The 22,491-nt window shown below is 64.5% G+C and carries 23 protein-coding genes and 1 tRNA gene; 3 read left to right on the top strand and 21 right to left on the bottom strand.

Annotated elements, in window-relative coordinates:
• Positions 1–2 precede the first annotated feature (2 nt).
• A complete protein-coding gene (locus tag BJ997_RS09865) occupies positions 3–338 on the bottom strand; it encodes a TIGR02611 family protein (RefSeq protein WP_035836713.1) in 336 nt (111 codons plus the stop codon).
• A 99-nt stretch (positions 339–437) separates the two neighbouring features.
• Between BJ997_RS09865 and BJ997_RS09870 the strand changes: the two genes are divergently transcribed.
• Complete coding sequence (locus BJ997_RS09870) at positions 438–815, top strand: hypothetical protein (RefSeq protein WP_035836712.1); 378 nt, start codon at positions 438–440, stop codon at positions 813–815.
• A gap of 26 nt (positions 816–841) precedes the next feature.
• On the opposite strand, the gene BJ997_RS09875 is transcribed toward BJ997_RS09870, so the two are convergent.
• The 12 genes from BJ997_RS09875 to rplU form a co-directional block, all read right to left on the bottom strand.
• Positions 842–1,216, bottom strand: a complete 375-nt coding sequence (locus tag BJ997_RS09875; protein ID WP_035836711.1) for a YchJ family protein — start codon at positions 1,214–1,216, stop codon at positions 842–844.
• Positions 1,217–1,376: 160 nt separating this feature from the next.
• Positions 1,377–1,449: transfer RNA gene (locus BJ997_RS09880), tRNA-Ala, on the bottom strand.
• Positions 1,450–1,521: 72 nt separating this feature from the next.
• Entirely contained in the window at positions 1,522–1,899 is a 378-nt protein-coding gene (gene rsfS, locus BJ997_RS09885) for a ribosome silencing factor (protein WP_035836710.1), read from the bottom strand.
• Positions 1,900–1,966: 67 nt separating this feature from the next.
• Entirely contained in the window at positions 1,967–3,058 is a 1,092-nt protein-coding gene (locus BJ997_RS09890) for a hypothetical protein (RefSeq protein ID WP_052542255.1), read from the bottom strand.
• A complete protein-coding gene (nadD, locus tag BJ997_RS09895) occupies positions 3,055–3,651 on the bottom strand; it encodes a nicotinate-nucleotide adenylyltransferase (RefSeq protein ID WP_035836709.1) in 597 nt (198 codons plus the stop codon). Before nadD ends, BJ997_RS09890 begins: the two co-directional genes overlap by 4 nt.
• 30 nt (positions 3,652–3,681) lie before the next feature.
• Complete coding sequence (locus BJ997_RS09900; protein WP_035836708.1) at positions 3,682–3,888, bottom strand: hypothetical protein; 207 nt, start codon at positions 3,886–3,888, stop codon at positions 3,682–3,684.
• Between the two features lie 58 nt (positions 3,889–3,946).
• Positions 3,947–5,215 (bottom strand): glutamate-5-semialdehyde dehydrogenase, encoded by a 1,269-nt coding sequence (locus BJ997_RS09905; protein WP_035836707.1) that lies wholly within the window; start codon positions 5,213–5,215, stop codon positions 3,947–3,949.
• 9 nt (positions 5,216–5,224) lie between these two features.
• The gene (gene proB, locus BJ997_RS09910; protein WP_035836723.1) at positions 5,225–6,028 is read right to left on the bottom strand and encodes a glutamate 5-kinase; all 804 of its coding nucleotides are present in this window, start codon (positions 6,026–6,028) and stop codon (positions 5,225–5,227) included.
• A 131-nt stretch (positions 6,029–6,159) separates the two neighbouring features.
• Complete coding sequence (proB, locus tag BJ997_RS09915) at positions 6,160–6,966, bottom strand: glutamate 5-kinase (RefSeq protein WP_035836706.1); 807 nt, start codon at positions 6,964–6,966, stop codon at positions 6,160–6,162.
• Positions 6,967–6,968: 2 nt separating this feature from the next.
• Positions 6,969–8,543, bottom strand: coding sequence for a GTPase ObgE (gene obgE, locus BJ997_RS09920; protein ID WP_052542254.1), 1,575 nt, complete (start codon positions 8,541–8,543; stop codon positions 6,969–6,971).
• An 88-nt stretch (positions 8,544–8,631) separates the two neighbouring features.
• The gene (gene rpmA / locus BJ997_RS09925) at positions 8,632–8,889 is read right to left on the bottom strand and encodes a 50S ribosomal protein L27 (protein ID WP_035836705.1); all 258 of its coding nucleotides are present in this window, start codon (positions 8,887–8,889) and stop codon (positions 8,632–8,634) included.
• A 17-nt stretch (positions 8,890–8,906) separates the two neighbouring features.
• Positions 8,907–9,215 (bottom strand): 50S ribosomal protein L21, encoded by a 309-nt coding sequence (gene rplU, locus BJ997_RS09930; RefSeq protein WP_035836704.1) that lies wholly within the window; start codon positions 9,213–9,215, stop codon positions 8,907–8,909.
• Positions 9,216–9,480: 265 nt separating this feature from the next.
• Here rplU and BJ997_RS09935 point away from each other — a divergent pair, with 265 nt between their 5' ends.
• A complete protein-coding gene (locus BJ997_RS09935; RefSeq protein ID WP_035836703.1) occupies positions 9,481–9,753 on the top strand; it encodes a DUF4031 domain-containing protein in 273 nt (90 codons plus the stop codon).
• A gap of 5 nt (positions 9,754–9,758) precedes the next feature.
• On the opposite strand, the gene BJ997_RS09940 is transcribed toward BJ997_RS09935, so the two are convergent.
• From BJ997_RS09940 to BJ997_RS09955, 4 genes are all read right to left on the bottom strand, one after another.
• A complete protein-coding gene (locus BJ997_RS09940; protein WP_152602187.1) occupies positions 9,759–11,216 on the bottom strand; it encodes a hypothetical protein in 1,458 nt (485 codons plus the stop codon).
• Positions 11,206–11,979, bottom strand: coding sequence for a TIGR03943 family putative permease subunit (locus BJ997_RS09945; RefSeq protein WP_084141219.1), 774 nt, complete (start codon positions 11,977–11,979; stop codon positions 11,206–11,208). The genes BJ997_RS09940 and BJ997_RS09945 overlap by 11 nt, the downstream gene beginning before the upstream one ends.
• A complete protein-coding gene (locus BJ997_RS09950) occupies positions 11,969–12,988 on the bottom strand; it encodes a permease (RefSeq protein WP_152602186.1) in 1,020 nt (339 codons plus the stop codon). Before BJ997_RS09950 ends, BJ997_RS09945 begins: the two co-directional genes overlap by 11 nt.
• A gap of 126 nt (positions 12,989–13,114) precedes the next feature.
• Positions 13,115–15,775: an Rne/Rng family ribonuclease gene (locus BJ997_RS09955; RefSeq protein ID WP_052542253.1), complete on the bottom strand. Its 2,661-nt coding sequence runs from the start codon at positions 15,773–15,775 to the stop codon at positions 13,115–13,117.
• Positions 15,776–16,084: 309 nt separating this feature from the next.
• On the opposite strand from BJ997_RS09955, the gene BJ997_RS09960 reads away from it, so the two are divergent.
• Positions 16,085–16,684, top strand: coding sequence for a vitamin K epoxide reductase family protein (locus tag BJ997_RS09960; protein WP_035836700.1), 600 nt, complete (start codon positions 16,085–16,087; stop codon positions 16,682–16,684).
• Positions 16,685–16,733: 49 nt separating this feature from the next.
• Here BJ997_RS09960 and ndk read toward each other — a convergent pair whose 3' ends face one another.
• From ndk to ileS, 4 genes are read right to left on the bottom strand one after another with little or no spacing between them, the layout of a single operon-like run.
• Entirely contained in the window at positions 16,734–17,153 is a 420-nt protein-coding gene (ndk, locus tag BJ997_RS09965; protein ID WP_035836699.1) for a nucleoside-diphosphate kinase, read from the bottom strand.
• Positions 17,150–17,542 carry a DUF4233 domain-containing protein gene (locus tag BJ997_RS09970; RefSeq protein ID WP_236628957.1) on the bottom strand — a complete coding sequence of 131 codons (393 nt, stop codon included), beginning with the start codon at positions 17,540–17,542 and terminating at the stop codon, positions 17,150–17,152. Before BJ997_RS09970 ends, ndk begins: the two co-directional genes overlap by 4 nt.
• Positions 17,539–19,002 carry a bifunctional folylpolyglutamate synthase/dihydrofolate synthase gene (locus BJ997_RS09975; protein WP_084141218.1) on the bottom strand — a complete coding sequence of 488 codons (1,464 nt, stop codon included), beginning with the start codon at positions 19,000–19,002 and terminating at the stop codon, positions 17,539–17,541. Before BJ997_RS09975 ends, BJ997_RS09970 begins: the two co-directional genes overlap by 4 nt.
• On the bottom strand, positions 18,995–22,360 hold the full coding sequence (gene ileS / locus BJ997_RS09980; protein ID WP_236628959.1) for an isoleucine--tRNA ligase: 3,366 nt from the start codon (positions 22,358–22,360) through the stop codon (positions 18,995–18,997). Before ileS ends, BJ997_RS09975 begins: the two co-directional genes overlap by 8 nt.
• Positions 22,361–22,491: the final 131 nt, after the last annotated feature.

Genomic DNA, 22,491 nt, shown 5'->3' on the forward strand with positions numbered 1-22,491 from the left:
CGCTATCTGGCGGGGGTGGCGGCGCGGCGGGAACGCCACCAGGCCAGCGCCCGGACGAGGATTCGCTTCATGAACGCGGCGACCCTGTGAGCGGCGGGAAACTCCGTGCCCAGGCAGGCCACACCGAGGAAGACGATCAGCCACCCCGGACCGGGCAACGGAATCAGGATCACGCCGACGACGATGATCACAGTGCCGAGCAGTGCGACGGCCAGGCGATAGATCCAGCGCAGGCTCGGATACTTGTCCACCCAGACGCGGCACCGACGCAGGAAGACCCGCAGCGGATGCCGGGATTGTGTCCCCTCGGCGACGGAGCGTTCGAGCTGGTCAGTCATGGGTTCAATCTAGGGGCTCAGTCTGGGAAATCACACGGTCTCACGCCGCGACCGCCAGACTGGACACGATACGACATCACCCCGTCGACAGGAGTCCTCATGACCGAACACGACCTCATTGCCCTGTGGGGCAAAGCGCGCTGGCACATCATCATCTCCCAGCTCGCGCCCACCTTCCTGCTCACCTCTCTGGTCGCGCTGTTGATGCTCGGTCTGGGAGACGCCGACCTCACCGTGCGCCTGGCCGCCGCAGGTATTCTGCTGGCCTCTGGCGTACTCGGCGCGCTCGTGCAGATCGGTACTGCCAGCGAGGGCCTCGCTATCGTCGCGGACCTGCGCACGGCGGGCACCACGTCGGCCCTGGCCAACCGCATCGTGGCGTCGGCGCCGTGGCTCAACGTGGTGCGGTTCCTCACCCCGACCGTCTTCGTGGTCGTCTACCTGGCGCTGCTCACGGCTCTGTTCCTGCCGCTCTGACGGGACGCCTGGGCCGCCCCCGGATGCTACTCGACTCCGTCGACGTACAGCCAGGCGCGGCCCAGGCGGATGAATCTGCTCGTCTCGTGCTGCCGCACCCGTTCGCCAGCAATGCGGCTGTAGGCGGTGAACTCGACTACGCCCTCGTTATCGAACGGCCCGCCCTGGTCCAGTCGGGTCCACACGGCCTCGGCGTCCAATTCGAGGGAACCTGGACGAGTCTGCGGATGCCATGTGGCCAGCAGGTGGGCGGAGTCACCCACGGCGAAGGCCGAGTAGCGCGAACGCATGAGCAGTTCGGCCGTCGGGGCCATCGCGTCGCCGGAATGGTACCGCTGGCAGCAGGCGGCATAGGTGTCGCCGCTGAGGCAGGGACACCGGGACGGGAGCGAAGAGGCCATCAGTCAAGTATCTCGCGAACGAGAAGCGGATGCTGTGCTCCATTTCCCACAGGAATGTTCCGTCGAGGCAATGTGGAAACTCATGTCGGAAGATTAGTGGACACGGCCCTAAGACTTAAAGCAAAAAACCCCGACCAAGTCGGGGTTTCTATGCTTTGGGTGGATCCGAGGGGATTCGAACCCCTGACCCCCTGCATGCCATGCAGGTGCGCTACCAGCTGCGCCACGGACCCGGATTGTTGTTTCGAATTGCCCCGAAACAACTTGTTTAGACTACTGCATAATTCGGCAGACGCGAAACCGAACTACTCGTGGGCCTCCGAAGAGGCGAGTTCGAGCGGTATTACCGGGCAGTCTTTCCAGAGGCGCTCGAGGGAATAGTACTCGCGCTCCTCTTCATGGAAGACGTGCACGACGAGGTCGCCGAAGTCAACGAGCACCCAGCGACCGGCGGCACGGCCCTCACGTCGCAGGGGCTTGTGTCCGGCCTCGATGAGCTTGTCCTCAATCTCGCCCGCAATGGCGATCACGTTGCGCTCTGAGCGCCCGGTGACAATGAGGAAGATGTCGGCAAGCGGCAGCGGGTTGGACACGTCGAGTGCGATCAGGTCCTCGCCGGCTTTGGACTCGGCTGCGGCGACGGCCACCTTGAGCAGTTCGCGAGAGTGGGCAGTTGCGGTCATTGAATAAATCCTTGGTGTTGAGACATCGTGAAATAAGTAATCGTACTGGTGAAAAGAACGGGTGATGCTAGAAAATTTGGAGGAGGTGTCCGACGAACAGCAGGGCGCCCACACTCACGGCGAGAGCGGCGGTGGAGACCACCAGCACGACAGGAAGGGAGACGCCACGTTTCTTGGGCGGTGTCATCACGTTGCGCGTCGACGCGTGCGTGCTGACCGCCCGACTGGCGCTGACCGGAGCGTTTTCGCCAGGTCCGAACTCATCGAGCTGGTCCATCATCTGGTCGACATCTGCCGAGTCGAAATGGTTGGGATGCTGACCAGTTTCGCCGAGGCTTCTCGGAAGGTCGAATGATCCCGTGATCAGGATCTCCCCGGTATTAGCCAGCGGTCCAGAAGTATTTCCCTGGTTGGGAATCGACGGCAGAATCAGCGCGTTCGTCGTGGTGGGGATTCCTCCGGCCCCCACGCCCAGGGACACGAGGTCGTCGAGAGACTGGGTGGGCCCTGCGGCGTCGACCACAGCGCTGTCGCCCGGGTCGATGGACCAGTGACCGACGGGAGGATGCAGGCTGGTCGATTCGGGCGTCGGCGGCGCAACCGGAATCTCAACTGATACCGGAATTGAAGCCGGCACTGCTGTCGAAACCGGCACCGGAGTCGAAGTGGCACGGGCCGTGTCGGCTGGGCGATCTTCGAACGCTTCCGCCTCGAGCTCCAGCGCATCCGCTGCCTCTGCGGCGTTGAGAGCGCGCAGCTCGCGTCGGGTGAGAGAACGTGTCGCAGTCGCCGGATCCACAGCAGACGCCGCACCGGCGTCACTGGCACGAGGTGCGAAGGCCGTCAGCGAGGGGGCTACCGCGGCGGGAGGCGTGGCGACCGCTGTTGCGGTCTGCTGGGCAGACTCGGCGGCGGCGGCCGACTTCGCGGCACTGCCCCGAAGCTTCTGCGTCGGACGGGGCTTGCGGACCGGCTCGGCTGCGGACTTGTCGGACTTGGGCTCTACGGGACCGTTCTCGCCAGCCGGAGGCACTGCAACGTCGGCAGTGGAGGGTTCAGCCGTCGGCGCGGTCTCAGCAGAATTCGCCTGCTCCAACGCCTGGGCCGCTTCGCGCGCCTGCCGTCGGGTCAGTGGCGGCTGGCTGTTGCCCAACGTCATACCACGCTCCGATACAGATGGTGCTTTGAGATGTACTGGACGACCCCATCGGGGACCAGATACCAGACCGGGAAGCCCCGTTTTACCCGTGCCCGGCAGTCAGTAGACGAAATGGCCAGAGCCGGGACCTCCAGCAAGCTTACGTCTTGGTTCGGCAATCCCGAAACGCTCAACTCATGTCCCGGACGACTCACAGCGACGAAGTGCGCGAGCTCCCAGAGCTCCCGCACGTCTTTCCAGCCCAGAATCTGGCTGATCGCGTCGGCACCCGTGATGAAAAACAGCTCGGCGTCCGGGCGTTCGGTGTGCAGATCGCGCAAGGTGTCGATCGTGTAGGTGGGTCCCTCGCGGGTGATGTCTACGCGGCTGGTGGTAAAGCGGGGGTTCGATGCCGTGGCGATCACCGTCATCAAGTAGCGGTGTTCACTCGGGGTTACCCCTGACTTTTGCCACGGTTCACCGGTGGGCACGAAAATGACTTCGTCGAGGTCAAAACTTTGCGCGACCTCGCTGGCCGCCACGAGGTGACCGTGGTGAATGGGGTCGAACGTGCCACCCATCACCCCGACGCGCGGGCGACGACGCTGCGTCATGCGGAACTGCTCACGTGGTGCCGTCGCCGGCTAGTGGCCGCTGTGACCGGAAACGCCGCCATGCGCGGCAGCATAAGCATCGGCCTTGGCGCTGTGACGGTTTGCCACGTCGCGGAAGCTCCACAGCACGACACCGAGGGCGATGAACAACACGAGGGCGACGGCCGGGTACGCCAGCAGGGGCAGGGGTAGCTCCACGTGACCGACTTCGGTCAGAACTGCGGTCACAAACGACATGGGTTCTCCATTCACACAAAAAGTAGGGCTTTCGCCACCGGCATTAGTCTAGTGCGGCCTAGGCTCGAACCTGGCCCGACCCACGCACGATCCACTTCGTGCTCGTGAGTTCTGTCAGGCCCATCGGCCCACGCGCATGCAATTTCTGCGTGGAAATGCCGACCTCGGCTCCGAAGCCGAACTCGGCTCCGTCCGTGAATCTCGTGGACGCGTTCACCATGACGGAAGCCGAATCCACCTCGTTCAGAAAACGTTCGGCGTTGCCGAGATCGTTGGTGATGATGGATTCAGTGTGGCCGGTGGAATAGCGACGGATGTGCGCGATCGCCTCCTCGAGGGAATCCACGATGCCCACGGAAACGTCGAGGCTCATGTACTCGGTGCTCCAGTCCTCGTCGGTGGCGGCCACGGCTGCGGGGTACAGCGCCCTCACTCGGGCGTCCGCGTGGAGGGTGACACCGGATTCCCTGAGCCGGTCGAGCACGCCGGGGAGTACGCGAGCGGCGGCGGCGCGGTGCACGAGCAGTGTTTCGAGAGCGTTGCACACGCTCGGACGCTGCACCTTGGAGTTGTGAACGATATCGATCGCCCACTGTTCGTTGGCGCTCTCATCGAGGAAGATGTGCACGACGCCCGAGCCCGTTTCGATGACGGGAACCTTGGCTTGGGTAACCACCGTGTTGATCAGGTTGGCGCTCCCCCGCGGAATCAGCACGTCGACGTAGCCGCGGGCCTGCATGAGTTCGGTTGCGCCAGCACGCCCGAACGGGTCGATCGTCTGCACGGCCTCGCGGGGAAGTCCCACGGAGGCGATCGCGTCCTGTACGAGCGCCACAAGCACACGATTGGTATTCTCGGCGGCCGAACCGCCGCGCAGCACCACGGCGTTGCCGCTCTTCAGGGCGAGCGCCGCAAGATCGACGGTCACGTTGGGCCGAGCTTCGTAAATGACACCAATCACGCCGAACGGCACGCGGACTTGACTGAGCTTGATGGCGTTGGGCATGGTGCTGCCTCGCACGACTTCACCCACAGGGTCGGTCAGAAGGGCAACCTGAGCCACCGCATCGGCGAGGGCCGCAACTCTGGACTCGTCCAGGGCGAGCCTGTCGAGCAGACCCGCGGTGAGGCCGTTCTCCGCGCCGGTGGCGAGGTCGTCACGGTTCGCCTCGAGAATCGACTCGACGTGCGCGCGAAGGTGGTCCGCGAGCGCACCGAGGGCCGCGTTCTTCAGCGCGGTCGGTGCGGAGGCGAGCACGATGGAGGCGCTGCGTGCGCTTTCGAGGATGGGGGTGAGCTGGACATCGGGAAGTACAGGCTGCAACATCCGCTCAGTTTACCAAACGCGGGCAAACGGCGCGGCGGCAGGCTCAAACCAGGTACCCACACCCCCGCCGCGCAGTGCCTCTGCCGCGAGCGTTGTGGCCGTCACGAGCACGCCCGTGCCTGCCGCAGCGGCCAGCCGTGCCGCCGAAACCTTGGTGCTGGCTCCCCCTGTGCCCACGCCGTTCACTGACGTCGAGCCGAATTCCATGCCCGGCAAGGAATCACCCGAGGCGACGTAGGAAACCCGCTCGGCTCCGGGCAGGTCGGGCGGCCGCGTGTAGAGGGCGTCCACGTCGCTGAGCAGGAGCAGTAGGTCCGCGCCGACCAGCGCGGCCACGAGGGCCGCCAGACGATCGTTGTCGCCGAAGCGGATCTCGTGGGTCGCCACCGTGTCGTTCTCGTTCACGATGGGCAGGATTCGCAGGTCGAGCAAACGGTCCATGGCACGCCGGGCGTTGCTGCGCGGCGTCGGGTTCTCGAGGTCGCCGGCGGTGAGGAGCACCTGGCCGGCGACGATGTCGTATCGATCCAGGCTGTTCTGGTACTGCGAGATGAGCAGACTCTGTCCCACGGAGGCTGCAGCCTGCTGGGTGGCCAGATCCGTGGGCCGGTCGCTCAGCCGCAGGTATGGCATCCCCGTGGCGATGGCGCCCGACGACACGAGCACCACTTCGGCGCCACGCGCATGGGCAGCCGCGAGGGCGTCGACGAGGGGTGCGATCTGGTGGGAGTTGTCACCGCTTATCGATGAGGACCCCACCTTGACGACGATGCGCGCCGCAGAAGATATCTGCTCACGCGACAGTGAATTCACGGCGGTAACGCCCTCCCGGCCCCGGATCAGCACGATTTGGCGGCCGTGGGAAGCCTACAGGAGGGCGCGCGCCCGGTGCACGACGGCGGGCCGGGGCGCACCCGGACACACGCTCGTCGTTCAGGACGGCGTCAGAGCAGCGCGCGCTCGTCTTCGCCGTCGACGGGCTCGAACCAGGTTCCCACGTGTTCGCCGCGCAGAGCCGCGCCGGCGAGCTCTGTCGACGTCACGAGCACCGCAGTGCCCGCGTTCGTGGCCAGGCGTGCGGCCACGACCTTGGTGCTCGCTCCCCCGGTGCCCACGCCAGTGGCTCCGCTCGAGCTGAACTCGAAGTCGGTCAGTGGGTCGTCGGCGGCGATCACGTCGAGCTTCTCCGCGCCGGGAAGGTGCGGGGGCTTGGTGTAAAGCGCATCCACGTCGCTCAGCATCACGAGCAGGTCGGCACTGATGAGCGTCGATACGAGAGCCGCAAGGCGGTCATTGCTACCGAACCGTAGGCCGTACACGGCAACCGTGTCGTTCTCGTTCACGACAGGCAGAATGCGCAGATCGAGCAGCCGGTTCAGTGCACGACGAGTGTTGCTCCGGTGCGGCTCGTTGAGCAGGTCACCCTCCGTGAGCAGAACGGTTCCCGCTGCGATCTCGTAGCGGTCGAGGCTCTCCTGATACCGGAAGATGAGCACGTTCTGGCCAACAGCCGCTGCCGCCTGCTGCGTTGCGACGTCATTGGGACGCTCTTCCAGATCCAGAAACGGCATGCCGGTGGCGACGGCCCCCGACGAGATGAGCACGACTTCAGTGCCTCGGCCGTAGGCCTCTGCCAGTGCGTCCACGAGTGGCGTGATCTGGTCAGAGTTGTCACCACTGATGGATGAGGAACCTACCTTGACCACGATGCGTTTCGCGGATGCGACCTGGTCCCGCTTTAAGCCAATCACTGCTAATCCTCTTTCGTCGTGCCGTTGGTTTCTGCTGGAGTGCCGCCGGAGCGCACGTCTTCGTTCTGTTCTTCTTCACCGGTCTGCCACATGCCGGCCTCGCGCTCGCGAACCATTTCGGCCCGAGCAGATGCCTTCGCGTCCATGCGCCCGAAGTAGGCCTCACGACGTTCGTTGCTCGTGCGGCGCTTGGATTCGTCAATGCGCGTGTCGGTGCCGCGCGGGGCCGTGATGAGTTCGGCCGTCGACGTGAGTGTGGGCTCCCAATCGAAGACCACACCGTGGCCGGGTCCGATGATCACGGTGGACCCGGCGATGGCGCCGGCCTTGTACAGCTCGTTTTCGACCCCGAGCTTCGCGAGACGGTCGGCGAGGAAGCCGATGGCTTCGTCATTGGTGAAGTCGGTCTGCTGGATCCAGCGTTCCGGCTTTGCGCCGAGAATGCGGTAGATGTTGCCGAACGATCCGCCCTCGACCCGCACTGTGAAGCCGCCATCGTCGACGGCCTTGGGGCGGATGATGATGCGCGGTTTGCGGGCCTCGGCCGCTGCGGTTTCGATGCGACCCTTTTCCACCGTCTCGGCCAGCGAGTAGCTCAGCTGCTTGAGACCCTCATGGGTGACGGAGGAGATTTCGAAGACGCGGTAACCGCGTGCCTCGAGGTCCGCCTTGACGAAGGCGGCGAGTTCGCGGCCTTCCGGAACATCGATCTTGTTCAGCGCGATGAGCTGGGCACGCTCAAGGAGCGGCTTCTGCCCCTCCGGAACGGGGTACGCGGAGAGTTCGCCCAGGATCACGTCAAGGTCGCTGATCGGGTCGCGGCCGGGTTCGAGCGTTGCGCAGTCGAGCACGTGCAGAAGCGCGGTGCACCGCTCCACGTGGCGCAGGAATTCGAGCCCCAGGCCCTTACCCTCGCTGGCGCCCTCGATCAGCCCAGGCACGTCGGCGATCGTGTAGCGGGTCTCGCCCGACTCCACGACACCGAGGTTCGGGTGCAGAGTAGTGAAGGGGTAGTCGGCGATCTTGGGCCGGGCCGCGGACATGGCCGCGATGAGGCTGGACTTGCCGGCGGACGGGTAACCCACGAGGGCCACGTCGGCGACTGTCTTCAACTCGAGATAGACCGAGCCCTCGAAGCCGAGGGTACCGAGCAGAGCGAAACCTGGCGCCTTGCGCTTGGTCGAGGCGAGCGCCGCGTTGCCGAGGCCGCCCTGTCCGCCGGGCGCGACGATGAGGCGCAGCCCTGGTTCGTTCATGTCGAGGAGCTCGTTGCCCTCTGCGTCTTTCACGACGGTGCCCAGCGGAACCATCAGTTCGCGCATCTCACCGTTGTAGCCGTTGCGGTGGTCGCCCATTCCGGGCCCACCATTGTCGGAACTCCGGTGAGGTGAACGGTGATAACCCAGCAGTGTCGTGGTGTTCGGGTCTGCGACGAGAACGAGGTCTCCGCCGCTGCCGCCGTTTCCTCCGTCAGGTCCGGCGAGAGGTTTGAACTTTTCGCGTTTTACCGAGACACAGCCGTTTCCTCCGTTACCCGCTCGCAAATGCAGCGTCACGTGGTCAACGAATGTCGCCATGAATGGCCCCTTTCAGGTGGCGCGAAATTTAAGTCTGGAAACACGTAAGGGCGGACCGAGGCCCGCCCTTACGTTCAAAGCTGGATGCCTACTCGGCAGCCACCACGATATTGATGACCTTGCGGCCACCCTTTGCTCCGAACTGAACGGAGCCGGCTTCGAGGGCGAAGAGAGTGTCGTCTCCGCCGCGGCCAACGTTGACGCCGGGGTGGAAGTGGGTGCCGCGCTGGCGAACGATGATCTCGCCCGCTCCGACAACCTGACCGCCGAAGCGCTTCACGCCGAGGCGCTGGGCATTGGAGTCACGACCGTTGCGAGTGGAACTCGCACCTTTTTTGTGTGCCATCTGTTCTTCTCCTGGCCTTAGACGATGCCGGTAACCTGAACGCGAGTGAGCTCCTGACGGTGCCCCTGACGCTTCTTGTACCCGGTCTTGTTCTTGAACTTCTGGATGACGATCTTCGGGCCGCGAAGGTCGTTGAGGACCTCGGCGGTGACCTTGATCTTGGCCAGCGACGTCGAGTCAGAGGTGATCTTGTCGCCGTCGACGAGAAGCACGGCGGCCAGCTCGACGTTGCCGTCCTTGTCAGCCTTGATTCGGTCCATCGTGACGATGGTACCGACCTCTACCTTCTCCTGCCGCCCTCCGGCGCGCACAACTGCGTAAACCACTTTACGTACCAATCTCTGGGAGGCCGCGAGGCCCCGATTCCTAATTACTGGAACAGTAATTACTGGAAAAATACTGCCTGAAAATATCAGGCTTGGAAATTTGCTGGGATGAACGGGCCGGGTTGGCCCATCGAAATCAGAAAACCGTGGTGATCATGTCGAAAATATTCAACGCACACCAAGGGATGACTTTACCTGATCCCACACCCGTGGTCAAACTGTAGCCACGGCGAGTCGCCGCAGAAAGCACTCGTAAACTTTCACCATGGCCGTACTTATTGACCAGCCTAGCTGGCCCGCGCATGGAACTGTTTGGTCGCACCTCGTAAGCGACCTCTCACTGGACGAATTACACGCCTTTGCACTCAGCCACGCCATCCCCCGTCGGAGCTTCGACCGTGACCACTACGACGTTCCTGCTGCCCGCTACGACGATCTGGTGGCGGCTGGCGCCCTGCCGGTGACCTATCGGGACCTAGTAACCCGATTGAGCGAGAGCGGCCTTCGGGTGAGCGGGAGGGAACGCCGCGGCCTCTGATTACGTCAGCGCCAGTACACGTCGAACCCGACGACGCTACGACGGATCTCACCGGTTTCGAGGCTGACGAACAGGGTCGTCGCCTCTTGGGCTTGCGCGTTCGCCGGATACTCGTCCGACGTGAGCACCTGGCGATTCGGCACGATCTGCACGGCCACGTACTGGTCGTTCGGCGACAGTCCGAAGCCCACGATAGACTCCTCGTCCGAGGCGGGCTCGTAGATCACTCTGCTCCGCACCTCGGGTCCCGTCCCCGTGACGAGCGTCAGCCTCTGCTGCACCTGGCCCGTCACCGGGTCGAATTCCGCCATCCGCTGCACGTAGCCGTCCCCTCCGGTGAGAAATCGCATCTCGTCGGTGTAGCGCGTTGTGCCGTCGACGGCCTGGGGAATGATCGCAGCCTCCGTGCCGGTGGACAGATCGAGCACGAACTGGGCGCTCTGGTCGGAGACCGCGATACGCAGCCCGTCCGGGGCCACAGCGGCCAGGCGGGAGTACTGGCCGATCGGAATCGGGTCTGCAGTTCCATCGCGGTTCGTGCGCGGATTGACCAGGAGCAGGGTCGTGTCGTAGAGCTGCGCGACCAGTTCGGTACGACCTGCCATAAACGACCAATCGACAACCTGCAGCGGCTCACCATCGAGACCGATCACCGGGTCAGCGACGCCTTGGCCGAGGTCGAGCATGAAGAGGACATTTTCGTAGCGCGGTCCCGGGGCATCGGCCGCACTCGTGAATCGGAATCCCAGCAGGTTGTCGGCCACCGCCCCGTGGAGATCCTCGATCTGCCCGATACCGGGAACCGTCAGCAGGGAAGCTGCACCGCCCTCGTCGACCAGGCTGAGCACGCTCGCCCCCGCGTCGTCCAGGGAGACCACTGCGAGCCGCTCCCCGAAGGGGACGAACTCCAGGATTCGATCGGCTTGGAAGGCCACGGCGCTGTCCGGGGACCCGATGGTCGTGCGCACAATGCGGTCCGGCCCGGCGTCGTCCCGACTCAGGTACAGGAGAGGCGGCTCTTCAGTGCGGAAGCCGCCCTCAAAAGTGGACGTGCGATCTGTCGCGACCCCCGTCACGTCCCGCACGCTCACGGTGTAGTGAGTGTCGTAGGCGAGGGGTTGAGCGAACGAAATCACGATAGAGTCGCCGCTTGTCTGCACGGAAAAGGGCCGGGCAGGGCTGAGCGTCACTTGGTTCGCGTCCACCTCGTTGATCGGCTGGTTGGCCGACAGCACCAGGCGGGCATTGGCTTCCGAGACCACCTCGGTGGCGTCGACGTCGAAGGCTGTCAATCGCGGGCCACTGAGCAGGTTCACGGCGACCAGAACGAGGCAGACGACGGTGAGTGCGGTTACGAGCACCATGAGGGTGCGTCGAAACCGGCGTGGGTCGGCGTGGGTGGAGACATCGGGGTCTGCCCCCGCAGGGTCCACCGCGACGGGGTCGGCTGCGCTAGTAGACATAGGGGTCGTTCGGCTCGTCGACGGGCAGGATCTCCGCGGGAGAGATGGCGAGTGGGTCTGTGCCCTGCACTGCCGGGCTCAGCAGCAGCGTTCCCGTGACCTGCACCCAGTCGTCAACGTCGTAGCTGGATTGCCACCCCGGAAGATAGACCGGCACCCCGATCGGCTGCGCGTCTACCGCACAGCAGGTCACGACGAATCGCGCCACATAAAACACGTTCTCCGGGTCACCCTGGTCTGGCGTGATGAAACCCACGACACGGGTGGTCTTGTCGGCGTAGAACGAGGGCTCAGAGGATTGGCCCAGCAGCGACACCCACTCCCGAATCGTCAGATCTTCGAAGTCCCCGGTGCCGATCAGGGCGGCGGCCGCGTCCTCACTACTGCCGAGCCCGCCCGAATTCACCTCGCGCTGCGTGGCGGTGGCCGCCGTGAGAGTGGTCGGCGGCACGACTATGGTGGCCACACCGATGACACCGAGCAGCACGATGCCTACTGCGGTGAGAGTCGTCTCCGCTCTGCCGGTCTGCTGCACCTCGAAGTCGCGGCGCCGCACGAATCCGGCGACAACGAGCACGAGCCCGATCGCTGCCATGACGAGTGTGAAGAGGAAATAGCGCGGATGGATATACAGCCCCAGTTGGCCGCTCATGCCCAGCCACAGCGTCGCCACGACCGCCACCAGGCTCAGCACTACGCCCTGCCAGCGCTCGGCCCAGTAGCGGATGTCTGTAGACCGGAGGCGAAAGGACCTATGCAACATAATTCACCAGCAATCCAATCGCGGCGCTCATCAGGCCGACTACCGTCGTGATTTGCACGAGGGTCCGGGTCGTGAAGGTCGTTCGCATCAGGGCGAGCATCTTGACGTCGATCATGGCTCCGAACGTGAGGAAGGCCACAATGCCCCCAGGCAGGAAGGTGCTCCCGAAGCTCAGCACAAAGAAGGCGTCCACGTTGGAACAGACCGCCACAATGAAGGCGAGGGCCATCATGGCGAGCACCGACCACACCGGATTACTTCCGAGGGCGAGCAACACCGAGCGGGGCACGAAGACCTGGGTGAGCGCCGCCACGAAGGAGCCGATGAAGAGGGCCGGCATGATCACCGACGTTTCACGGATGAAGATCTCGGTCGTGCGGCTCACCTTGCTACCGTGCTCGTGGTCGTGCGAACCGCCCGCCGGAATGGCACATGCCGCCGCGAACGCGGGCGTCAGAAGGCTCTCGGGATCGGGATGCCTGCTGTATAGCCAGCCCACCACATTGGCGATGAGGAAACCGCCCACCAGACGCGCCACGAGTATGCCGCTATCGAATCCGAAAGCCTGGTGAGTCGTAATGATCGTGATCGGGTTCAGAATGGGGGCGGCGAGGAGAAAGGTGATGGATTCCGGAACGGTGAAACCACCCCGCATGAACCCCCGGGCCAAGGGCACGTTACCGCACTCGCAGACCGGGAAGAACATTCCGAGCAGCGAGATGCACGCCCGTCGGGGCAGCGGCTGGCGGGGTAGATAGCGGGCCAGCACACCGTGAGGCAACCACACCTGCACAACGGACGAGAGAAGAATACCGAGCAGCACGAACGGAACGGACTCGATGATCACGCTCAGAGCGAGAGTCAATGTGTCCTGCGCGCGGTCGGGAAGGACCCAGGCGTCGAAGCCCTGGCTCAGGATACGAACCCCGAAGACCCCGATGACCAGGAGCAGGCCGATCACGAGACCGGTCGGCCAGGGCCTCGAGGCTCGCCGGGTTGGGTCTATCACGGGGCCGCGGTCTCTCGGACAACGAAACGGGTGGCTACTGTCACGGGGTCGTTCCCTGCTGGTCTCTGGCACCGCGCACACGGTTCCGGGGCAGACCGGAGCCGTGCACGCGTGTCGCTGGTGGGGCTAGTTCTTGGTGTCGCGTGCTGGCAGGACCACCGGTTGCACCGTCGACCCGCCTGCCGTGGTGACCCGCCGACTACGCGAGCGTCCCTGCCCGGGCTGCTTGGGCTCTGGGAGCGATTCCAAGACCGAGTCCAGCAGCTGGTCGGTGACCTGCTTGCTCGCCCGACGGTTGTTCCTCGAGGACTTCCGGATCGGGATGTCGAGGATCGCCACGGATTCCGAATCCAAACCGTCACCGACGGAGTGTGTCGCAGGCTCGAGCGCCGCCCCAGGCTCAGGAGTCAGTACAGGCTCAGGAGTCTGTACGGGCTCAGGAATCACGATGGACTCAGGGGTGATGACAGGTTGCTCATCGACGGCGGCCGGTGCCGCGGCCTTCATGGCCTCCGTGATCACGGGAATCGAGCCCGTGCGGGTGATCGTGCGGGCCGCTATCAGCGCGAGGGCGTTCTTGGCGTCTTCGGTGATTCCGTGCGTGCCATTGCCGGCCTTGACGGAATCGACTGAGCCTCCGCCATCGCGGGACCCGCCGGTGTTGCCGGCGTTTCCGGCGTTTCCGCTCGACGCGTGATGGGCACTGCCGTGACCGTTCTGACCGCCGTTTCCGCCGCCGTTTCCGCTGCCGTTCGACTTGCTGCGGGGACGGCGTTCCTGGGGAGGCTGCGCCGTCTGGCGGTGCTTGGTGACAGGGTCGTGGTGAATGATGATGCCCCGCCCGGCGCAGGCTTCGCAGTTTTCGCTGAAGGACTCGATGAGGCCGAGCCCGAGCTTCTTGCGGGTCATCTGCACGAGGCCCAGCGATGTGACCTCTGCCACCTGGTGCTTCGTCCGGTCGCGACTGAGACATTCGATCAGACGCCGTGATACGAGGTCTCGGTTGGACTCCAACACCATGTCGATGAAGTCCACGACGATGATCCCGCCGATATCACGCAATCTGAGCTGGCGCACGATTTCTTCGGCGGCCTCGAGGTTGTTCTTGGTGACTGTCTCCTCGAGGTTGCCGCCGGAGCCAACGAATTTTCCGGTGTTGACGTCGACAACAGTCATGGCCTCGGTGCGGTCGATCACGAGGGAGCCACCGGACGGCAGCCACACCTTGCGGTCCAGGGCCTTCTCGATCTGCTCCGAGATGCGGAACTCGTCGAAGGCGTCGGTCTCACCGGCGTGGTTCTCGACCCGTTCCACGAGGTCGGGAGCCACCTGACCGAGGTAGGTCTCAATGGTGCGGCGTGAGTCGTCACCGGACACCACCATGCGGGCGAAGTCCTCGTTGAACACGTCGCGCACGATCTTGATCAGCAGGTCGGGCTCGCTGTGAAGTTCTGCGGGGGCCGCGGCGGTCTCCACGAGCGCGGAGATGGCCGCCCACTGTGCGGTGAGGCGGTTGACGTCCACGGTGAGCTGCTCGTCAGTGGCCCCCTCGGCGGCGGTACGCACGATGACGCCCACGTTCTCAGGCAGCACCTCCTTGAGGATCTTCTTGAGACGCGCGCGTTCGGTGTCGGGCAGCTTGCGGCTGATGCCGTTCATCGATCCGTTGGGCACGTAGACGAGGTACCGGCCCGGCAACGAGACCTGGCTGGTCAGCCGAGCACCCTTGTGACCGATCGGGTCCTTGGTGACCTGCACGAGGACCTTGTCGCCGGGCTTGAGCGCGAGCTCGATGCGCCGGGGCTGATTGGCTGTTCCCGAGTTCTCGGCGGCCGCATCCCAATCGACCTCGCCGGAGTACAGCACGGCATTTCGACCGCGTCCGATGTCGACAAACGCAGCCTCCATGCTCGGCAGCACGTTTTGCACGCGACCGAGGTACACGTTTCCGATCAGGGACGCATCCTGATTCTTGGCAACATAGTGTTCCACCAGCACGCCGTCTTCCAGCACGCCGATCTGGATCTTGTTGTGTTTTGCGCGCACGACCATGAGCCGATCAACGGATTCACGACGGGCGAGAAACTCGGCCTCCGTGATGACAGGGCGACGGCGGCCGGCGTCGCGGCCGTCGCGGCGTCGCTGCTTCTTGGCCTCAAGGCGCGTGGAGCCCTTGATGCGCTGCGGCTCTGTGATGAGCTCGGGCTCGCGCGGGGCGCGCACCTTGACCACAGTGTTTGCGGGGTCGTCGGTCCCAGAGCGTCCTTCGTCACCCGTGCGGCGACGAGCACGCCGACGGACTGTCGTCGTCTCCTCGTAATCATCATCGTCGTGGCTGGTGGTGCCGCGATTGTCGTTGCGGTCGTCCTGACGGGTGCCCACGCGTGCGGGAAGCGGCTGAATGTCGGGAGCCTGGAACAGGAGCGATGTCGACGGGCGGCGCACGGGCGGCGCCGCGACGGCCTGTTGTGTGGGCGGTTCGACCTGCGAGGGATCGGGCTGCGATGGATCGGGCTGCCCTGTCGACGGGTCGGGAGAGACGATGTCGGTCACTGTGGTGTCCTGATTCTGCGCCAGCGCAAGTTCCGGCATCGTTGCCGGTGCCTGCTCGGTAGCGGGGTCGGTGGACGTGCTGAGCGCGTCCACGTTCTGACGTGTATGGGGGGACAGCTCCGGTTCGCTCGCTGCAGGTTCGGAAGGCGCCGTGCGTATTGTCGGCGTTTTCCGCGTGGCGCGGCGCGAGCCAAAGAGACCCCGGCGTTTCTTGTTTTCGTTTTCTTCCACCATTGCTGGTGTGCTCCTTGACCGGTGTAGGCGACCGCGCCACCCATCCGGCTACTCTCTCGTGCGACATTCTCGCCTGAGCGAACCTGCCGCGAATTTTTTTGACTGCGTGCGCAACCGGCTCTTGGCTCTGGTTGCTACTACCTTGGTCGTGCGACCAATCACTCTGGAACTGCGCGAAGTGTGTGCATCTGGGCAGGTACTGCCCAGCAAGACTAATCTGGCGTCTGCTTGAGCGCGGCTCAACGACTAAGTCCGATTATCGCATGTATTCACCAGGGAAGCGCGCGGGGCCCGTGACATAATCCGAGTGTGCCACTGCCAGAGCGACATCAGCGCCCCACGGGGCTAGCCATCTTCCTCATCATCGCCGGAGCCGTTGGCTTCGCTGCCGCTTTCGCGCTGACTCTTGACAAAGTGCACTTGTTGGAGGATTCCAACGCGCAGCTCTCCTGCAATTTCAGCGTCTTAATCGGCTGCAGCACGAATCTCTCGTCCTGGCAGGGCTCGCTCTTCGGCTTTCCGAACCCGCTGATCGGACTTGCTGCCTGGAGCGTTGTCATCACCATCGGCGCCGCCATCCTGGCCGGAGCGCGATTCGCGCGCTGGTTCTGGATCGGTTTCAACGTCGGAGTAACCGGGGCACTCATTTTTGTGATCTGGCTGATCGGGCAGAGCATCTTCGTGCTGGACGTGCTGTGCCCATGGTGCATGGTGACGTGGTCCGTGACGATTCCGAGTTTTCTCGCCGTCACGTTCTATAACCTGAAGACCGGACATATACCCGCTGCGGCATCCGTTCGGCGGGTTGCGGAACACGCCTATTCCTGGTTGTTCGTGATCACCATCGCGTGCTACATCGCGTTTGCAATCCTCGCCCAGGTGAACATGAACGTGCTGGCCAGACTTTAGGCCAGCACGCGCATGCTCTCTGGCTGCTCTACTCCGGTCGGGCCGTGGCTTAGTTGAACCACAGAGCGAGTTCGCGGGCGGCCGACTCCGGCGAGTCCGAACCGTGCACGAGGTTCTGCTGCACCTTGAGTCCCCAGTCGCGACCGAGATCGCCGCGGATTGTCCCCGGGGCGGCCGTTGTGGGATCGGTCGTGCCAGCCAGGGCACGGAAACCCTCGATGGCACGGTTTCCCGTGATGCGCAGCGCCACGATCGGACCGCTCTCCATGAATTCGACGAGCGGCTGGTAGAAGGGCTTGCCCTCGTGCTCGGCGTAGTGCGCCGCGAGCAGGCTGCGGTCTGCCTGTACGAGCTTCACATCGACGAGGGAATATCCCTTCGCCTCGATGCGTCGCAGGATTTCCCCCGTCAGGTTGCGCGCGACGCCGTCGGGCTTGATCAGGACGAGAGTTTCTTCGATCGGGTTCATGAGGGTTCCTTCTGGTTGTCTATCCGGGTGCCGTTGATCATGCAGTAGGCCCACATGGCGGCAAAGAGCGCGCCGACAAAAAACATGGCGGGTGTGATGAAGCCGGTGGCGATGACGATTGCCTGCAGTGCCCAGCCGACCGGGTACGACCAGCTGTAGCGCAGCAGACCGATCAGCGCGACGAGGGCGAGAACCAGCAGTGCTCCCCCACCGAGAGCTACGAACGGCGGTATCGAGCTCAGGCCGTAGGTCACGAGGGCCGCGAGGAACACGACAATGGTCTCGAATCCGAGCACGATCGACGCCAGCGAGCGCTTCACCGAACGAGGGCCGCCCCGGCGGGCCCGGGGAGCAGAGTCCTCGGGCTGCACGGAATCGGAATCGGTCACTTCGTCATCCATTCGCCAGCTTCGGCCAGCGTCAGGACCTCACCGACGAGAGTGATCGAGCCTGTCACGATCACCGCCCGCTTGGGCTTTTCGGCGGCCCATTCCCGGGCATCGTCGAGCGCTTGCGCGGGGTCGTCAAAACGGAAGGTGGTCTCTTCACTCGTGCACTCCGCGACCATGTCGGCCAGAGTATCAACCGAAACCGACCGTTCCGAGTTCGATTGGGTCACATGGAAGCGGGCCACGCGCGGCGCGAGCGCTTCGACGATTCCCCGCGCGTCCTTGTCGGCCAGGATTCCCACGACCGCGACAATCTCGTCAAAGTCGAAGTATTCCTGCAGCGCGGCGGCCAGGGCCGCCGCGCCGTGCGGGTTGTGGGCCGCATCGACGAGCACGGTGGGGTCGGTACCCACCAGCTGGAGGCGTCCGGGCGAGGTGGCCGTGCCGAGGCCTTCGGCGAGCAGGTCCCCGACGAGCGCTTGCGATCCGCCGCCCAGGAACGATTCGACGGCGGCGATCGCCAGTGTGGCGTTCTGTGCCTGGTGCGTGCCGTACAGCGGCAGGAAAATTTCGGAATACGTTCCGGCGATCCCCCGCACCGAGATGAGCTGGCCGCCGACGGCGACCTTGCTCTCCAGGAGTTCGAACGCCTCTCCTTCCACAGCCAGCGTCGACTCGGACAGTCCGGCGGCGCGCTCGATCTCCGAGCGTGCCGCGGTGAGCTGCGCCGCCGACACGACGGCGGCAGCCGGCTTAATCACTCCGGACTTCGTACGGGCGATCTCGGCAATGGTGTCGCCCAGGCGATTCATGTGGTCGAGGGCAATCGGAGTGAAGACGGCTACCTGGCCATCGGCGACGTTAGTGGAATCCCACTCGCCGCCCATACCCACTTCGATAACCGCAACGTCGACCGGAGCGTCGGCGAAGCAGGCGAAGGCCAACACGGTCAGGGCTTCGAAGAAGGTCAACGCGACGTCACCGGCGGCAAGGAGTTCAGAGTCCACCATGGCCAGGTACGGCTGAATATCCTGCCAGTTGGCGGCTAAGGTCTCGTCTCCGATGGGCTGGCCGTCTATCACAATCCGCTCGTTCAGCCGGACGAGGTGAGGGCTCGTCAGCAGTCCCGTGCGCAGACCGTAGGCACGCAGGATACTTTCGGCAATGCGACTCGTGCTGGTCTTTCCATTCGTACCAGCCACGTGAATGATCGGGTACGAGGTCTGCGGATCGCCCAGCAGGTCCATCACCCGTCGGGTGGGCTCCAGACGCGGCCGCGGAGCTGCCTCGCCCACACGCTGCAGGAGCGCCGCGAAAACGGCGTCACCGGCTTCGCGCGACACGTCGTCGGGCTCGGAGGGTTCGTTGAGCTCGCTCTGTTCCTCGGGTTCGCCGAGGTCGCCGAGGGAGGTGGCGTCGAAGTCGCCCGGTTCGGTGGAGTTCGCGTTCGGATCAGACATTGTCGACTCCGTTCACGCGGGCAACGGCCACCAGGACCGGTCCGCGGTTGACATAGTGGGCCGCTTCGAACCGCACGTAGTGCTCCACCGGGGCGCCGACGAAGGATTCCAGCCATTCCGACGGGATGGCCGTCGGCACCTCGCCCTGCGAGGGACGGTGGGTCGTCAAAGCGATCGCGAGGGTGTCCCCGGCCACGTTCACGTTCGGCGCGAGGTCAAAGACCGCCGCGTCGTCTTCGTCGAGGAAGACCAGGTTGAGGCGGATGCGGTCGCTCACGTCGAATCCGGCGGACTTTCGGGTGTCCTGCACGGCGCGGATCATGTCCCTGGCGAACCCTTCTGCCTCGAGCTCGGCCGTGGTGGCAGTGTCGAGGAGCACGAAGCCACCACCGGGAAGAAGCGCCAGAGCGGTGCCCGTGTCGCCGGCCGCTCCGGCCTGCAGCGACAGCTCGTACTCGCCCTCGGCCAGTTCGATACCGCCGGCGGTGACGACGCCGTCGGTTTCGTTCCAGTCGCCGGCCCGCGCGGCCTGGATGACCTGCTGCACGCGCTTGCCGAGTCGGGGGCCGGCCGCACGTGCGTTCACGACGAGGCGGCTGGTCACGCCGTAGTTCGCGGCGCTGTCATCGGCGAGTTCGACCAGGTCCACGGTCTTCACATTGAGTTCGCTGCGCAGAATGCCCTCGAACTCGGACAACGGCCCGGCGTGAGCGGTGACAACGGTCAAAGTGGCCAGCGGCAGGCGCACGCGCAGGGAAGCCTGTTTGCGCAACGACAGAACGGTGGAACTGATCAGCCGCACCTGGTCCATGGCCTCGACCAAATTATCGTCTGCCGGGAAGAGCTCGGCGTCGGGCCAGTCGGTGAGGTGCACGCTGCGGCCGCCGGTCAGACCCTGCCAGATGCGCTCTGTGACGAGCGGCAGCAGCGGGGCCGTGACCCGGCACACGGTCTCGAGCACTGTGTACAGGGTGTCGAACGCCTCTCCGTTCGAGACCCCGCCCCAGAACCTGTCGCGCGATCGTCGCACGTACCAGTTGGTGAGCACGTCGGTGAAGTCCCGCACGCGGGAGGTGGCCACAGTGCTGTCGAAGGCCTCGAGGTCGGCGGCGACGTCCACGATCAGGTCCCGCGTCTTGGCAAGCAGGTACCTGTCGAGCACGTCGGTTGAGTCCGTGCGCCACTTCGCGTCGTACCCCACGGAACCGTCGGCTCCCTCTGCACCGGAGGCGTTGGCGTAGAGCGAGAAGAAGTACCAGGTGCTCCAGAGCGGCAGCATGACCTGTCGGGCCGCTTCGCGGATTCCTTCCTCTGTGACGATGAGGTTGCCGCCGCGCAGCACAGACGAGCTCATCAGGAACCAACGCATGGCATCGGAACCGTCGCGGTCGAAGACCTCGTTGACGTCGGGGTAGTTGCGCAGTGACTTGCTCATCTTCTGGCCGTCATTGCCGAGGACGATGCCGTGGCTGACCACATTCTTGAACGCCGGGCGATCAAACAGCGCCGTCGACAGGACGTGCAGCAGGTAGAACCACCCGCGGGTCTGGCCGATGTACTCCACGATGAAGTCGGCCGGGTTGTGGCTGTCGAACCACTCGCGGTTTTCGAACGGGTAGTGCACCTGGGCGAAGGGCATCGAGCCGGAGTCAAACCAGACGTCGAGCACGTCTTCGATGCGTCGCATCGTGGACTGGCCCGTCGGGTCGTCCGGATTGGGACGCGTCAACGCATCGATGTACGGGCGGTGCAGGTCGGTGGGACGCACCCCGAAATCGGCCTCGAGCTCGTCGAGGGACCCGTACACGTCGATGCGCGGGTAGTCGGGGTTATCGCTCTTCCACACCGGAATGGGCGAGCCCCAGTACCGGTTACGGCTAATCGACCAGTCCCGGGCATTGCCGATCCACTTGCCGAACTGGCCGTCCTTGACGTTGTCGGGAACCCAGTTCACCTCCTGGTTGAGGTCGACCATGCGGTCGCGGAAATCGGTGACGCGAACGAACCAGCTTGAGACGGCCTTGTAGATGAGGGGGTTGCGGCAGCGCCAGCAGTGCGGGTACGAGTGCTCGTAGCTGGCCTGGCGAAGCAGGCGTCCCTGTGCCTTGATCATGGCCGTCAGCGGCTTGTTCGCGTCGGACCACAGCTGGCCGGCCACCTCGGTGACCTCGGCGAGAAACTTGCCGCCGTCGTCGAGCGACAGGATCACGGGGATGCCGTAGGCCTGGCAGACCGTCTGGTCCTCCTCGCCGTAAGCCGGAGCCTGGTGCACGAGTCCCGTGCCATCGGAGGTGGTGACGTAGTCGGCGACCACGAATTTCCAGGCGTTCTGGGTGCCCCAGACACTCTCGTCGGCGTAGTAGTCGAACAAACGGTCGTAGGAGACTCCCTCGAGCTCGCGACCGCTGACGGTGCGGGAGACGGCGGCTACGGCGTCCGCCGCCGCCTCGTAGCCGAGGTCCTTGGCGTAGTTGCCGACGAGGTCAATCGCGATGAGGTATTCCGCGCCCAAGACCTGGACATCTCCGAGCCCCGCGCCCTCGCGCAGCACCTCGGCGTCTGGCGTGCCGTTGGGTCCTGCGGGCACGACGGCGTACTCGATATCGGGGCCCACGGCGAGCGCGAGGTTAGTCGGCAGGGTCCAGGGCGTCGTCGTCCATGCGAGGGCGCGAACCGCGGTGAGGCCGAGGCTCTCCGCCTTGGCCCCCACGAGCGGAAAGGTGACCGTGACCGTCTGGTCCTGGCGCATCTTATAGACGTCGTCGTCCATGCGCAGCTCATGGTTCGACAGGGGTGTCTGGTCGCGCCAGCAGTAAGGAAGCACGCGGTACCCCTCGTAGGCGAGGCCTTTGGTGTGCAGCTCCTTGAAGGCCCAGATCACCGATTCCATGAAGGTGATGTCAAGGGTCTTGTAGTCGTTCTCGAAGTCCACCCAGCGCGCCTGCCGAGTAACGTACTCTTCCCAGTCCTTGGTGTATTCCAGCACGGAGTCGCGAGCGACCGCGTTGAACGCCGCCAGGCCCATCTTCTCGATCTCGCTCTTGTCGGTGATGCCGAGTTTGCGTTCGGCTTCGAGCTCGGCGGGGAGGCCGTGGGTGTCCCAACCGAAGCGCCGGTGTACCTGCTTGCCCCGCATCGTCTGAAACCTGGGAAAGAGGTCTTTCGCGTAGCCCGTGAGCAGGTGGCCGTAATGCGGCAGACCGTTTGCGAAAGGTGGCCCGTCGTAGAAGACCCACTCCGGGGCATCCGCTCGGTTGTCGATGGACGCCTGGAAGGTGCCGTCTTCCTTCCAGAAGGCGAGCACCTCAGACTCAAGCGCCGGGAAGCTCGGAGAAGGAACGATATCGGCACCGGGCACCCGCGAACTCTGCGGGTCCTGCGCTGCCGACGGATGCTGGGACTTGGGATACACGATGCTTCTCCTGGTGGGGACGGGTTGGGGTGCAACCCTGTGCCACGAGGACGAACGATTCGGGAGGGAATCGCCGC

The sequence above is a fragment of the Cryobacterium roopkundense genome, from assembly GCF_014200405.1.
GTDB lineage: Bacteria > Actinomycetota > Actinomycetes > Actinomycetales > Microbacteriaceae > Cryobacterium > Cryobacterium roopkundense.